At 34.1% G+C, this 15,908-nt stretch carries 12 protein-coding genes; 9 read left to right on the top strand and 3 right to left on the bottom strand.

Annotation, left to right across the window (positions count from 1 at the left end):
- Positions 1-499: 499 nt before the first annotated feature.
- Positions 500-1,210 carry an SOS response-associated peptidase gene (locus tag B5X53_RS05595; RefSeq protein ID WP_079712259.1) on the bottom strand — a complete coding sequence of 237 codons (711 nt, stop codon included), beginning with the start codon at positions 1,208-1,210 and terminating at the stop codon, positions 500-502.
- A 67-nt stretch (positions 1,211-1,277) separates the two neighbouring features.
- Between B5X53_RS05595 and B5X53_RS05590 the strand changes: the two genes are divergently transcribed.
- Positions 1,278-1,694: a LexA family protein gene (locus B5X53_RS05590; protein WP_079712258.1), complete on the top strand. Its 417-nt coding sequence runs from the start codon at positions 1,278-1,280 to the stop codon at positions 1,692-1,694.
- Between the two features lies 1 nt (position 1,695).
- Complete coding sequence (locus B5X53_RS05585) at positions 1,696-2,955, top strand: Y-family DNA polymerase (protein WP_079712257.1); 1,260 nt, start codon at positions 1,696-1,698, stop codon at positions 2,953-2,955.
- Positions 2,956-3,159: 204 nt separating this feature from the next.
- On the opposite strand, the gene B5X53_RS05580 is transcribed toward B5X53_RS05585, so the two are convergent.
- Both B5X53_RS05580 and B5X53_RS05575 read right to left on the bottom strand, forming a co-directional pair.
- Entirely contained in the window at positions 3,160-3,933 is a 774-nt protein-coding gene (locus B5X53_RS05580; protein WP_079712256.1) for a helix-turn-helix domain-containing protein, read from the bottom strand.
- A gap of 91 nt (positions 3,934-4,024) precedes the next feature.
- The gene (locus tag B5X53_RS05575) at positions 4,025-5,443 is read right to left on the bottom strand and encodes a hypothetical protein (RefSeq protein ID WP_079712255.1); all 1,419 of its coding nucleotides are present in this window, start codon (positions 5,441-5,443) and stop codon (positions 4,025-4,027) included.
- 174 nt (positions 5,444-5,617) lie between these two features.
- On the opposite strand from B5X53_RS05575, the gene B5X53_RS05570 reads away from it, so the two are divergent.
- From B5X53_RS05570 to B5X53_RS05535, 7 genes are all read left to right on the top strand, one after another.
- Positions 5,618-6,622, top strand: a complete 1,005-nt coding sequence (locus B5X53_RS05570; RefSeq protein WP_079712254.1) for a DNA adenine methylase — start codon at positions 5,618-5,620, stop codon at positions 6,620-6,622.
- 380 nt (positions 6,623-7,002) lie between these two features.
- A complete protein-coding gene (locus tag B5X53_RS05560; RefSeq protein WP_079712252.1) occupies positions 7,003-7,437 on the top strand; it encodes a very short patch repair endonuclease in 435 nt (144 codons plus the stop codon).
- Positions 7,434-9,056, top strand: coding sequence for a DNA cytosine methyltransferase (locus B5X53_RS05555; protein WP_079712251.1), 1,623 nt, complete (start codon positions 7,434-7,436; stop codon positions 9,054-9,056). The genes B5X53_RS05560 and B5X53_RS05555 overlap by 4 nt, the downstream gene beginning before the upstream one ends.
- A gap of 8 nt (positions 9,057-9,064) precedes the next feature.
- Entirely contained in the window at positions 9,065-10,558 is a 1,494-nt protein-coding gene (locus B5X53_RS05550) for an ATP-binding protein (protein WP_079712250.1), read from the top strand.
- Entirely contained in the window at positions 10,545-12,128 is a 1,584-nt protein-coding gene (locus tag B5X53_RS05545) for a hypothetical protein (protein ID WP_079712249.1), read from the top strand. Before B5X53_RS05550 ends, B5X53_RS05545 begins: the two co-directional genes overlap by 14 nt.
- A complete protein-coding gene (locus B5X53_RS05540; protein ID WP_079712248.1) occupies positions 12,125-12,649 on the top strand; it encodes a hypothetical protein in 525 nt (174 codons plus the stop codon). Before B5X53_RS05545 ends, B5X53_RS05540 begins: the two co-directional genes overlap by 4 nt.
- Entirely contained in the window at positions 12,646-15,786 is a 3,141-nt protein-coding gene (locus B5X53_RS05535; protein WP_079712247.1) for a Z1 domain-containing protein, read from the top strand. The genes B5X53_RS05540 and B5X53_RS05535 overlap by 4 nt, the downstream gene beginning before the upstream one ends.
- Positions 15,787-15,908: the final 122 nt, after the last annotated feature.

The raw sequence follows: 15,908 nt of genomic DNA, 5'->3' as shown, positions 1-15,908 counted from the left end.
AGAAAATGGTGGTATTTCCTGATCCATATGCAAACGTCATCCTTAAGCCCCCTCTCCTTTTTAAGGTGCAAAGAACAACATCCTTTTCTGGACAGCGGCATAAAGCCGTTTTGGCTTCGCCTTCTCTTTTTATACGCTTTACCAGGCCAGGATATTGTAAAATAAATGCATCGAAAAAAGGTAATGTGAAGCCGCTATAGGAAGTAAATCTACAAGGAAGGTAGCCTCTGTTCAAAACCTTAAAAAGTTTTGATCGATTCTGGAGTTAAAATTCAAAAAAAGGAAAATGCTCTGGATATAATAAGTAAATCTTTTTAAAAATTAATTCAATGAGTAGGTTGTAGCCTTACCCAATTAATAATAAGAAAGTAAATAGGGTACTTTTGAAATAGAATAAAGGCAAGAAAAAATTATAGAGTATAGAAAACCCATCAGAATATGAAACTAATCGGTGGTTTTTACTAGTGTTTTGGTTTATTAATGTCAAAAAAATCACTCATTAAAAATGATTAGGGTTTTCCTCTACTTTTTCCAATATTTCAGGAGTATTAGTATTTACACCTCGTTTATATAAATCCCTGGTTACTGGATGTGCTTTAAAAGGCTCTCGCATAAAACTAGTAGCCAGCACTTCCTCAATTCCATTATCGTTTAAATCGGGATCAAGCCACTCTCCTTCAAAATTACGATCTACGGCCAATGGCATTCTTTTCTTCTTATTATGGATTTCAGCAAAGAAATCATTCGCCTCCCTAGTAATTAAACTTACTGTCCAATAATCTTCATCATAAGTATTATAGATTCCTGCAAAACTAAAGAGCTTACGACCTTCCAAATAGCAATAATATGGCGTAGCCGGACCACTCATTTTTTCATAGTGAGGTTCAAAAAAACCATCTGCAAGTATTAAACAGCGACGTTCTCTGGAAGCTTCTTTATACATATTACTGGTTAAAAGTGTTTCTGCTTTGGCATTAAGCGTATTATATTTTTTTCGAAATGTCGAAATGTCGTCTGCCCACGGCGCAAGCAGCCCCCACTCCATCGGCAAAATAATATCCGGTTCGTCCATAGGAATACAAAACATATTAGGATGAGTAAACCCCGACAAATGATACCAGGGTTCATAAACTTCTGGGTATCGCATAACCGCACCGGTATGTTTCTCAATTGATTTTAATTTCTTGGACAGGCTGGTTTCGTAACACATAATTATAATTTTGGATTATATCCAATTATATGGATTTTTACCTAATTTTGTTTTCCAATGTTTGCTTATGAAAATTTACAAAAAATATTCTTTACATCATCTTATAATGCCGCTTTCTAGTAATGGCATCTCTGCCGGTTTTCCTTCTCCGGCAGATGACCATTTAGAAGATATTATTGATCTTAACCATCAACTAATCAAAAATAAAGAAGCCACATTCTTTGGCCGCGCTGAAGGAGATAGTATGATTGGTGCCGGGATTGGTAACGGTGATCTTTTAGTAATCGATAAAAGCCTAAGACCCAAAAATGATAATATCGCTGTATGTTTCTTAGACGGGGAATTTACTGTAAAGCGTATTAAAATTGAAAAGGATATGATCTGGCTTGTAGCCGAGAATGAAAAATATAAACCAATTAAAGTCACTAGCGAAAATGATTTTGTCATATGGGGAGTCGTTACTCACTGCATAAAGGATTTATAATATGTTTGCCCTGGTAGATTGCAATAATTTCTATGCGAGTTGTGAACGGGTTTTTGATCCTTCCCTTCGAAATAAACCAGTGGTAGTACTTAGCAATAATGATGGTTGTGTTATTGCGCGAAGTAATGAAGCTAAAGCAATGGGCATTCCTATGGGAGCCCCTGCTTTTCAATTTGAAAAGGATTTTGAAGCTAAAGGAATTTCCGTTTTCTCCAGTAATTATTCGCTGTACGGGGATATGAGCGGACGCGTAATGAACATACTCTCCCAATTTACCCCGGATATTGAGATCTACTCCATTGATGAATCCTTTCTTAAGTTTAACGGTTTTGAATTATACGACCTGGAGCGAATTGGTAAGGAGATGGTGGAAAGGGTGGCCAGGCAAACGGGTATTCCTATAAGTGTTGGCCTGGCTCCTACCAAGGCCCTGGCAAAAATTGCCAATAAGATCGCCAAGAAATTTGCAGACCGCACCGGGAGTGTTTACGCCATTGATTCGGAAGAGAAGAAAGAAAAAGCATTGCGCTGGACGAAAATTGCTGATGTCTGGGGAATTGGCAGACAGCACGAAAAAAGATTATTAAGCATTAACGTTAAGAGTGCCTGGGACTTTGTTCAGTTACCTAATGAATATGTACTGAAAAAAATGAGCGTGGTAGGTTTAAGATTAAAACGAGATCTCTCAGGTGAAAGTACATTGGATTTTGAGGAAGTAAAGAATAAAAAGAACATTGCAGTTACCCGAAGCTTCGAGAAAATGTATAGTGAATTCGACGATCTGCGGGAGCGGGTAGCTACCTATGCAGCAAAAGCCGCAACAAAACTTCGCAAACAGGATTCAAATTGCACGCTGCTCTATGTATTTCTGATTACTAATCCTTTTAGAACCGACCTTAAGCAGTATCGAGCCAATATGGTGGTGAAACTTTCCACACCAACCAATTCCACTATGGTATTAACAAAAGCTGCTTTATATGGTCTTAAAAAGATTTTCAAATCCGATTACCAATACAAAAAAGCGGGAGTAATTATTATGGGAATTACGCCCGCTTCTGAACGGCAACTTTCCTTATTTTCTAAGGAGGATCCCCGGCATCAGATGCTTATGAAAACCATAGATCGCCTGAACCAAACAGAAAACGGAAAAGTGAAATTTGCAGGTATGGATCTTGGTCGTACCTGGAAGATGAAACAGGAACGTCTTTCAAATCGTTATACCAGCAGAATTGATGAGATTATTCGGGTAAGGTGTAAATAAAATGGGAAATTTCCATTCTAAAAATTTATCTAGCATTTTTATATACCCCAAGCTTCTAAATAATCAAATATCATAATCTTAGGAGATTAACAACTCTTTCCCTACAATTTAAATTGCACGTTTTTCCTTGTAGCGAAGTATGAGCACGCTTTTAAAAAGTGGGACACAAAATTGCCTCTTATTTAAAAATCACAGCTTCATTACTTATGAATTTCGGATAATCTTCTGATAATGCTTGGGTGTAACCTTGGTTTTTTCTTTAAAGCTTTTTGAAAAATGCGGATATGATCCAAACCCCATCTTATCAGAAATTTTGGCTAGATCTAGATCTGTGGTTTCAATAAGAAATTTACACCGTTTAATTCTTTCCCTGGCGTGGTATTGAAACGGAGTGCAGCCAAAAATCTCTTTAAAAACGGTTTTAATCTTATGCTCATTAGTGTTAAATAGCTCCGCAAGTTGATCCAAAGGTTTTAAAGTTTCTTCCAGGTGATGCATAATATAAATATGGATTTCATGAAATAGTTTCTGGTCCCATTTCGAATAGGACTTAATTCCAGAATCCTTAGGTAGCTCAGAAAAAAAATCCTTTGAAGTATCCAGGTGATAAGAGGTGACAGTAAACTTCCCCTTACCCCTTCCCTTTAACCTGGAGACCACTGATGGTAAACTGATTTTTAAATATTCATCAAATTGATATTCGAGGTTTAGATTAAAAGATTGAGCGTTATTATCTAAAAAATCCGCTATTTTTTCCTGCCATTGCCCTTGGAATTTTACTATCAATAATTCCTGAAATGCTTTACCTATTATTTTCGAGGATTCAACTTCCTCATTATCGGGATGCCTATAACTATAATCGAGAACTTCCAGGTCTTCATCCAATATAAACACCGCTGATCGCACCATTACGATCTCATTTCGAAGGTTAAGCCAGAGAAACTGGTCTCTTTTATTATATTCTTTTTTGAGCAGCAATTGAAACTTTAGGTCTTATTTTCAGCCTCGGATGGTATTTCCCTGGTGATGGTATAAGACTTATTTTATAAGCCTGAAATGCGACTTTTTTTTAATTTCTTTCCGGGTCTATTATAGAAACTAAGTTCCCAAAATGAAATCTAAACTTTAAGGAATTTCGAGCAGAATGAATCTGAAATTCACCAAGACTAATTTTGCCATAACGAATGGTAACACTGTTTTTATCTTGGAAATCATTAGAATATTCAAGTTCATCAGGAGTAAAATACCAATCCTTAAAGAATTTCTTCTTTACTAATTTCGAAGCTATTTTACTTCCATCATTGTAAATTGACCATAACAGATAATCACATTCATTTAAATGTTTTAAATACTCCGATAATAATTCTGCGAGTATTACCCTATCCAGAACGATTTTCCTAAACTTACTGCCATTCATTTTACCTTCATACCACCTTTTACCAGAGAAATAATAATCAAATGTGTTAGGGGAGGGCTGGCCTACTTCTGGTGGACAAACTTTTGCATTTTTGTTTTTATTGGTTTTTAAGGAAAGAGATTTTCCGTCTTCAAGAATAAAATCGATACCACTTTTACTGTTACCTCCTCTTATTCTGGCCGCTGTTCCACCATACTTCACTGGCTTATATGGAAAGAGTTCTTCTTCATTCATTTGATAGTGCTTTTTGAATAAACTAACCACCAGCGAATTGGAGTTATTCTTTAATCTGTCATTATCAACTCCAGGATCCAATAAGAAATGTTCACAAATCGCCATTTCTGCCGAATCTCCAATAACGGAATTATTTAAAACCTTTTCTATCATCAGAAGAGATGGGAAGTTCTCTCGATCTAGCCTAATTTTATAACCACTTCTGTTAGTATGCAATTGAAATTCAATAATGGTTTTACCCTTATACTTCGCAGTAGTTGTTTCATTCCAGGTAGCGACCGTATCTTTAGTAAAGGAGAAATCTTTTCTTTCAAAAGTCAGCTCTGGCAAATCCTCTCTGGGAATAATTTTAAAGGTCAGGTTTTCATTTTCATCTATGTATATCCAGGCTGTTTCATCACTAATTAGGGCGTAATCAATAAGAATAGGGAGAATTTCGTGCACTTTTGATAAACAGAATGTTTTAAAATTTTCTCTATCTATTGTTTCTCCTGCTAGATCGCCAAAAAAGTGGTTAAATGTATTATCTCCGGCTTGCCCTACTACTTTTGGTGCGAACTTTTTATTCTTTTTCCCGAAAGTCCTAATCGAGAATGTTTGTCCATCTGACAGTAGAAAGTTATGTGGGCATTTTTTTACAAATCCTGAAGTATATTTTTTAGAAAAAGTAAGAAATTCTACTGGCTTAATTTTCTCAAAAAGCTTTTCAATGATGCCTGAATTTTCTATTTTTCTTAAAATATCCTCAGAAATCCTTTTGGAAGATATTTGATGGGATAATTTGTATTTTTTACAAATGGCGTATTGAAATGTAATTCCGAAAGTTTCATTGTTCATTGAAAAAGATTTAATCAAACTATAATTAAGGAGCTTTTAAATTAGATCAAGTATCCTTGCATTATACATTACTTACAAATAAATAAAAATGTCTTACAAAATAGTCTAAGATAGTATTCTTATGCATAGCCGTACTAATAAATTATATATTTGCATTCTTCAAAATCACCTTTAATGAATTACATCGGCTCTAAAAATAAATTAATTCCCTTCATCACGGAAAATGTTCAGAATATTGTTGGTTCCGATCTTTCCAAGCTAACTTTCTGTGATTTATTTGCTGGTACTGGAATAGTAGGACGAAATTTTAAGCCACTTGTAAAAAAGGTAATCAGTAACGATTTGGAATACTATAGCTATGTGCTTAACCGTAACTATATAGGTAATCATTTGTTAATACCTGAAGAAGGTGATTGGCTTAAAAAATTAAATGACATATCTCCGCAGGAGGGCTTTATTTATAAAAACTACTGTTCAGGTGATAAAGCAGAACGACAGTATTTTTCTGATATAAATGGAAAGAAGATTGATGCAATTAGGATGCAGATAGAAACCTGGAGGGATAAAGAGCAAATTGATGAATCAACATATTTCTTCTTATTAGCCAGTTTGTTGGAAAGTGCAGATAAAGTTGCTAATACTGCTTCTGTGTATGGTGCCTACTTGAAAAAACTAAAAAAGTCGGCTCAGAAAGAAATGGTATTACTTCCGGCTAGTTTCCAATTAAATGGCAATGAACACGAGGTTTATAATGAAGACAGTAATAATTTAATTTCGCAAATTGAAGGAGATCTACTCTATCTAGATCCGCCCTATAATGCAAGGCAGTATGGAGCTAATTATCATTTACTGAATACCATTGCGCGGTATGACAGCTTTATTCCTAAAGGAAAAACAGGTTTAAGAGAATATATAAAATCAGATTACTGTAGTAAAGTTAAGGTAGAAGAGGCTTTCGAAGATTTAATTGAAAAATCCAATTTCAGGTATATTTTTTTAAGTTATAATAATGAGGGACTTATGCCTCAAAAGAATATTGAAAATATTATGCAGAAATTCGGTCACTACCAACTTGCTTCTAAAAGTTACCAAAGATTCAAAGCCGACAAAACTGAAAACAGGAATCATAAGTTTGATAAGACCACGGAATATCTTCATATTCTGGAAAAAAAATATTAGAATTTTTTCATCTCTAGGAAGATTGAAAGCAGCTTATTTTTTAATCAAAAATTTAATTTTCAATTTATCTACTTCCTTTAATGATGCTGAAACACTTTCTCGAAATGTTTCAATTAATTTTTCAGGTACTTACAGAAATGCCAGCATTTTGAGGTTTTTTAGTACTTATTTATTTCTTTTTACAAGTCCCATCAATAAAACTTTCAAAAGAATCAATTTTTATAAGAGTATCTTTTTGAATGACTGACCTCCTTCCCAATTGTCTCGATTTACATCTTTTTTAATACCGAAATTTATTTAATTATTCGAATACGACTTTCTTGATTTATCATTTAATTAGTTTCATATTTGTTGATAAAGAATAAACTTAGAAATAAATAATGGCTGATGTTCATAACAAATCTACTCGTAGTTATAATATGAGTCGGATTAAAGGTAAGAACACCAGCCCTGAAATGATTGTCAGAAAATATCTTCATTCACAGGGTTTTCGGTTTAGGCTACATGTTAATAAATTACCCGGTAAACCGGATATCGTTCTACCTAAACATAAGACTATTATTGATATAAGGGGCTGCTTTTGGCATAAACACGAGAATTGCAAATATGGTAAAACGGTTAAAACGTCATCGGAAGTTATAACATCTCGAAGAAACTCTGCTGTAGACAGAGACCAGTCAAATTTTATAAAATGGCAGGAGATGGGTTGGACTATTATTGTTGTATGGTCAGATTGTGAATTAGAGCCGAGAAAAAAAAATTCCGAAAAAAGAAAATTAATCTTGAAACAAATTAAAGAAGCTTTAAAAAATTGAGTATACCAGTAATTGATATTTTTGCAGGTCCCGGTGGGCTTGGTGAAGGCTTTTCCTCTATTTTTGAGAATGGCGAAAGAGTTTTTGATATTAAACTTTCGATTGAAAAGAACGAACATGCTCATCAAACACTATTATTAAGAAGTTTTTATAGAAAGTTTCCTCTAGGTAAAATACCAGATTTATATTACGATTACATAAAAGAAAATAATCGGAAAAAGCAGCAAGATATTTTAGCTTCTCTCAGGAAAAATTATGAGGAAGAATGGAAGATGGCGGAAGATGAAGCATGGAATTTTGAACTTCCGTACCCCGAAGAGTTTGATGAAAAAGGAAATAAAAAGGGCGGATATACAGAAAAAGAAATTAAGGATAGACACGAAAAGATAGATATTAGAATTTCTGATGCTCTTTCTGAAAATGAAAAATTTTTGCTGATTGGGGGGCCCCCTTGTCAGGCATATTCCCTTGTCGGCAGATCACGTAATCAAGGTATTTCTGACGGAGATCATCGGGTACATTTGTATAAAGAGTATCTAAGAATTATAGCGAAACACCATCCTGCCGTATTTGTTATGGAAAATGTTAAAGGATTACTTTCGGCAGCGATTGATGGCAAGAAAGTATTTGATTTGATTAAGAAGGATCTTCGATATCTTAATACTATTTTTGAAGGTATTGAAAGCCCGGAATATTGCGTTTATTCATTTGTGAAAAAGCCTGATTCTACAGATGAAAATGGTTTCCCAGTTTATAATGCTGACTTAGATTATTTGATAAGAAGTGAAAATTTTGGTATTCCTCAGAAAAGACATAGAGTTATATTACTTGGAATACAAAAAGATTTAATACCGGAAGAATTACAAATATTACAGGAATCAGAAGAGATTACCTTGGATCAGGTCATTGGTTCATTACCTAAAATAAGAAGTGGTGTTAGTCGAGAAATTGTCGGCCTTAATGAAAAAGAAAAAAATATATATTCTAAAATAAAAAATAGTTTGGATAATTGGAAAGGTATAATTCATGAATACCTTAATAAATTTGATGAGCCAATTAAAAATGAATTTGAAGAATTATTGGATATAGATTACCAGGGGGCAAGTTATTTTAAAATTGAATTAGAAGAAGAGAATAACTCTCTATTTAAACCCTGGTATTACGATAAAAACCTTTCTGGAGTTTTAAATCATGAAAGTCGTACCCATCTCAAAGAAGATTTAGGTAGATATTTATTTTCTTCATTATATTTAAAAGCTAATGGAGAATTTCCCAGATTGAAAGATTATCCTGACTGGTTACTGCCAGAGCATAAAAATGCAAGAGATGGCGATAAATTTGTAGATAGGTTTAGAACTCAAAAACCGGATGTTGCAGCTACTACCGTTACAAGTCACATTTCAAAAGATGGGCATTATTTTATACATTATGATAGTTCCCAATGTCGAAGTTTGACTGTAAGAGAAGCAGCTAGAATTCAAACTTTCCCGGATAACTACTATTTTTGTGGGAGTAGAACGCACCAATATCATCAGGTAGGAAATGCAGTGCCTCCTTTTCTAGCAAATAAACTGGCCGTGATTGTTTACAATATTTTTCAACAATTTCAAGATCAATGAATTAATAAGTGGATTTAACAGATTTAAAAAAGTTTGAAGGGGAAGATGCTTCTCCATATGCAGGGGCAATGATAGAGAGCTTTCGCTCTATCGGTTACAGCTTGGCAACAGCTATTGCTGATATAATAGATAATAGTATAGCTGCAAAAGCTAAGAATGTATGGATAGATTTTGAATGGAAAGAAGAAAAAACTTATTTGATAATTACGGATGATGGGATGGGAATGCAAGAACTAGATCTGATAGAAGCTATGAGACCTGGTTCTAAGAACCCTTTAGCAGATAGAAGTAATGAGGATTTGGGTAGATTTGGACTGGGATTGAAGACCGCTTCGTTTTCTCAGTGTAGAAATTTAACCGTGGCAACGAAATCCAAAAATGCACTTAAGGTTATATATAGATGCTGGAATCTTGATTATGTTGCCGAAGTAAATAATTGGAAAGTTTTAAAGTATCTAGCAGATGAAAACTTTATTTCAAAATTAAACCATCTGAGCACTGGAACTTCTATAATATGGCAGGATTTAGACAGGGTGATTTCTAGTAATCTTGAGAATTCTAAAGAAACTATGAATCAATTTCTGGAAAATATTGAATTTTTGAAAAAACATATAAGGATGGTTTTTCACCAATATTTGGAAAATCAAAAATTGACTATTTGGATTAAAGACAGAAAAATCACTCCTTGGGATCCTTACCTAAAAACAGAGGAAGCAACAACGGTTTTAGAAAAAACATTGATTAATGATAACATTGAAGTAGTACCTTATGTATTACCGTTACATTCTAAGATAGATAGACAGGTTTTTGAAAATGCTTCAGGGAATAAAGGATGGAACTCTCACCAAGGCTTTTATATCTATAGAAACAATAGGCTTTTGCTCGCTGGAGACTGGTTAGGGTTGTACAAACAGGAAGAGCATTATAAGTTAGCCAGGATATATGTCAATATACCAAATTCAGTAGATATTGATAATGCATGGCAACTGGACATAAAAAAATCAGTAGCTACACCTCCACCGGAGGTTAGGAGGCGTCTAAAAGAAATTGCAGATAAAGCAAGGAAAGAAGCTGTAGAAGTATATAGACAAATTGGTAGGACACGTCAAGGAAATTCACAGAAAAACAACATTCTGGTTTGGGCAGACAAAAAAAGCAAGGGTAGAAGATTTTATCAAATCAATCGCTTACACCCTATTATTAGGAACTTTCTTTCAAAATACCCTGATAGTAAAGCCAAGTTGAACCGTCTTCTTAGGTTAATCGAGGAAACCGTACCACTTCCTTTAATCGTTACCAACGAAACCGAAAATAATGATTTCCAAACAACACCATTCGAAGGGAAAGCCAGTTCAGATATGGTAAAAATGGTGATTCAATTATATGAAGAATTGATAAATGATGGTAAGAGTAAAGATGACGCTATTGAAGAAATTTTAAACACAGAACCATTTAACCATTATCCAGAACTATCAGTACACCTTAGTAATGAAGGTAATTAATTTTGAAAAAATACATGATCAGTTTACCTCTGAAAAGGAAATTGTTGGGTTTTTGAAAAAAAACTCTAATGGGTTTGTTTTTCAAATTATCATTGAACGAGCACGACATTATTCAGACTTAGCTCAATATTATCTTGAAGCAGCATATATTGGTCAAAACTTATCTCAACATTCTGAAAAAATAAGTTATAACCTAAATAGGAGCTTAGAGTATCATCCGATAGCACAACTTGGGTTACGACCAATTGCAACAGAAATAGAAAAGCTGGGCAACCTAATCCATTTCTATGGAAAAGTATATTCTGGGAAGCATGAGGAAGAATCAGAGACCTTTATGGAAGGCTATTATGAATATAGAGAAACTCTGGAACAACAACTGCATACTTTTCCGGAGCTTGTTGATGACTATTATGCCAATTACATTAATGGAGAGTATTATGAATATTCCCCGGTTGAGAATGCTAACTTTTTTGAATCTGAATTCAAATCATTTCCAGAAAGAAGGTTTGGTTTCTGGAAGTGTGCATTTTCAGATATGATTGGAGAAGATTTCTTTGTTTCTTTGGATTCATGGATTATACCTAATACTTCCGATTTACCCAAAATATTAAAAGAGTATTCTGGAATAGATAAAATTAATTTTATAAAAGCTGATTTTTTCGCTTTAGGAAATATTAGTTATTTGATGTCTGATGGATTAATAACTCATTTCCCATTCGCCTCATTATTACAGGCAAAACATTGCTACAGCAATATATTTGATAATTGGCATATAGAAAACGATATCTTCAATCGAGATGAAATTTGGATGCACAGATTCATAACCTTTGATAGAAGTTTCGCCAAATTGTCCCCACAGGAAAACTATAAAGGTTATCCTGACGATAGAAGTGAAGAGCTAATTAATTTAGTAACCAGAAATGAGGGATTTTTTCGACCACCTTCAGTAGTCTGCTTTTACCTATCGGAATATGGAGATCATATTCTTGTAAAAGATGAAAAATGTTCTTACCTGTTTTTTGGAACTGACAAACTTACTCATAGTGAGCTTTTTTCTCTTAGTAACAGACTTTCTATTCTTTTTCGAACCACAGCCAACCTCGCTGGTATTCATATTGAGATAAAATGCCCTTGGGAAAAGTTAGATGATGAAAAATTTGAGGAACTCTGTTACGACATAATCTATCATAATCCAAAATTTGACAACAACACGATTCGAAAAATGGGGAAATCCAAATCAAGAGATGGTGGGAGGGATATTGTAGTGCATACACATTCTCGACCTGGTTATCTGCCGGAAAAATATATTTTTCAATGTAAATATTTAAAGCCAGGAAGTTCACTTACTGCTACAAGAGTCATTGACATTTCTGATACCATAGATCAGTATGGAGCTCAAGGATATGGGATCATGACTTCAGTTGTTATTGATGCGACACTATTTGATAAATTGGATGCCATTTCTTCACGAAAACGAATAGAAACTCAGGAGTTCTCAGTATATGAAATGGAGAGAATTCTAGCTAGATATGATAATATTAAGCATAGACATTTTAATAAAACAAAATGATTTTAGACCTCACAGAACTCGAACTTGGAAAGCACCATAATTTAACCCCTGCTATGGGAGTAAGTCTTTCACATGCTGCTGCAGTATGTATCAATGATCGAGGTCATGCCCTTAATGTCTCCTCAATTGGAAAAGGAGCATATACAAGGAATTATACATTAAAGAGGTGTGAAGTCACGAATGAAATAAGCAGAACATGGAATGATATGCAGGAGGCAACCGAAGAAGGGGCTTGCGGAGTGGCGTTGGTTCAGGTAGCTAAAGAATCAAAATATCAGGTAATTGAACGTTCAAAAAAAGGAACAGGAATAGATTACTGGTTAGGGGATAAAGATGGTTTTCTTTTTCAGCGTAAGGCAAGACTGGAAGTTTCGGGCTCCTTAAATGGAGATGAAAAAGAATTAAACAAACGGTTGCAAACTAAGATTGAGCAAACCAAACAATCTGACGCAACAAAATTGCCCGCTATAATAGTAATTGTAGGATTTTCTCATCCTATGATATTAACTGCAGAAAGATGAAAAAAGAATTTATAAAAAAACTTCATAGGCTCGCCATGGATAATGCTGAAATGGCAATTTTATCAAAACGAAAAGGAGACTTGGAAAAGTTTGACTATTACTCTAAAGATGCTTTAGAATACGAAAAACAAGCAGCTATTGAACTCTTTAGTGAACAGGTTGAACCTACACGTTCAGTACTATTTAGAAGTGCGGGATACCTCGCACTCGATAACGCAGATTATGTAGAAGCTCAAAAGTTATATGAGTATGCACTAGAAGGAAATCCTCCAACTGAAATAATAAGTGAACTAAGGGAACTAAAAGTTGAAATTGATACCATCCGGCTAAAAAATGAACAGTTTACTGAATTTGTCATTACCTTATTGAAAGGTAAAAAGATTCCTATTAATGAAGAAGATTTAGATGGAGTTTTTAAACAGGCACTGCTAGCTTTCTCAAAATCCGAAATAAATGAGTCTCATATTAGACAATATATTGAACAGCAATATACGATTGAATCTGATCCATATACCATTTTGGACGATGGGTATTCACCATGGATAGACAAATCGATTAAACAAAACTGGAAATATTGGAATAGATACAAACAATTTTTACAGAAGGAAGAGCAATATGCACCCGATACAATAGACAAAATTGATGATATAACAGATGATGTTCTGGATCATTTGAAGAACCCTGCAGAAGAAGGTTCCTGGGACAAAAGAGGGATGGTCGTAGGCCATGTTCAATCGGGAAAAACAAGTAACTATCTGGCCTTAATAAATAAAGCAGCAGATACAGGATATAAAATAATAGTTGTGCTTACGGGAATGTACAATGACTTACGTGCACAAACTCAATTTAGAATTGACAAAGGTTTTCTTGGATTTGATACTCAAGTTGAACGGAGATTAGTTGCTTCTAACAAATGGGGTGTAGGTAATTATGACTCTACTCTAGTACCAACTCCGCTCACGTCAAGTGATCTTGATGGAGATTTCCAAAGAAGTCCAATACCTGTTGATGGTTCAGGTCCTTTTATTTTTGTTATCAAAAAAAACAAATCTGTAATGGAAAGATTGATTAGACAATTAGCCTCTTCAGGAGAATCCATTGGTGATAATAAAAAAGTAATAAAACATGCAGCATTAATTATAGATGATGAAGCAGATAATGCATCTATCAATGTTAGCAAGGATAGTGTTTCTACGATAAATGGTTTAATTCGATCCCTTTTATCACTATTTCAAAAGAGTGGATATGTTGGATATACAGCCACACCATTTGCCAATATATTCATTCCGGTTCCAGACCAGTTCCAAGCCATTGAACCTGGAGTTAACGTCAATCGCCCTGAATTTTTTAGACAATCAGGAGAAGACTTATTTCCAAGAGATTTTATTATTAATATTTCCCCTCCTTCCAACTACATTGGACCAAAACAGGTTTTTGGAATAGATTCTACTCTTGTTGGAGATTTAGATGAAGAGTACAAAGCACTTCCCATTGTAAAAGAGATAAATGACTATCAGGATTACATACCAGATAAACATAAACATTGGGGTGATCTTCCTGGTAGTCTTCCTTCCAGTCTAGATTATGCTATCAAATGTTTTATACTCTCATGCGCTATAAGACGAACCAGAGGACATTTTACGAAACATAATTCTATGCTAGTTCATGTTACAAGATTTGTAAGGTGGCAGGATAAAATAGCATACCTTATAAATGAGGAATTAAAATCCTTTAAGAGACAAATAGAATATAAAGAAGGAAATATATTATCTGAGTTAAAAGAGATATGGGAAAATGAATATACTTCAGTTACAGATTCAATTATTGATGATGATCGATATGATGATCCATTTATTAAAAAACATGAATGGTATGAGATTGAATCACAATTACACAAAGCAACTTCAAAAATTGAAGTTAGGGCGGTTCATGGTAACAAAAATGAAACAGAACTTAAGCATAAGAATATAACTCCACTTGATTATTATGACAATAAAAAGCATGGACTTTCTGTAATCGCTGTTGGAGGGAATAAGTTGTCAAGAGGACTTACCCTAGAAGGATTGACGATAAGTTATTACCTACGTGCTTCGAAAATGTATGATACATTAATGCAAATGGGACGCTGGTTTGGATATCGACCTGGTTATTTAGACTTGTGCAGAATTTTTACTAGTAAAGAATTAAAACAATGGTATCGATTTATTACAATTGCTTCAGATGAATTAAGGGAAGACTTTGAAGAGATGAATAATTTGCGAAAATCACCTAGGGAATTCGGTCTAAAAGTTAGACAACATCCGGACGTACTACAAGTTACTGCAACTAACAAGTTCCGCTACAGTCATGATATGGTGTTAAGTTTTTCTGATAAGTTACGGGAAACATCTCGTTTCATTAGAAACAAAAGCATTATTGAAAATAATTTTAATCATACGGTTGACTTTATTAATAGTTTGGGACCTACCGTGTATAATTCTTGGCAGCCTTTTGTCTGGCAATCAGTAAATAACTACAATCTGGTGATTAATTTTCTAAAAGGATACACACGTGAAGAAAATCCAATTGAAAATGAAAAGATCATAGAGTATATAGAAAAGCAAGCTGCTAAATATGCTCTAAGGAATTGGACGATATGTTTAGTTTCCACGAGAAAAAATATGAACGAAAATTATTTTGAAGTAGCTGGAGAATCTATTTCTGTAGGGCTCACAATGCGTTCAGATATAGAAAAAGGAGAGGGCAATTATTATATTATGGCAAAAAGCCACATTATAGATCCTAGGCATGAATTTATCGATATACCGGAAAATAGCAACATTTACAATAATGCAATTGAAGATACAATTAAGGATTGGGAGTTAAGTGAAAGAAAAAATAAGAGTGAAACTCCTCCAGAATACCCATCCGGAAAAAATGTTAGAAAATATAGAGGAATTGAAAACGGATTATTACTAATTTATGCTTTGGATCCTAAGCCTAATGGATGGGAAGATTCAAATATAGATGTACCAATTATAGGTTATGCCATCAGTTTTCCAAAAAATGAGAATGAAACTAAAGTAAGTTATTCAGTAAACCAGGTTTTCAAGGAGGAGTATGAATATGAAACAGAACTTGATGAGATATTCGACTAAGGGTTTGATTAAAAGTTAAGTACATTTTGTGTAGTCTCAGAATGCTTCACTTAAACCTTTATGAATTCAAACTCTTACAAGACCACGATCAATAAGACTTGGTTTTCACAAATGGTGAATTT

This window comes from Salegentibacter salinarum (assembly GCF_900168115.1).
Taxonomy (GTDB): domain Bacteria; phylum Bacteroidota; class Bacteroidia; order Flavobacteriales; family Flavobacteriaceae; genus Salegentibacter; species Salegentibacter salinarum.
This window is presented reverse-complemented; position numbering and strand designations above follow the sequence as displayed.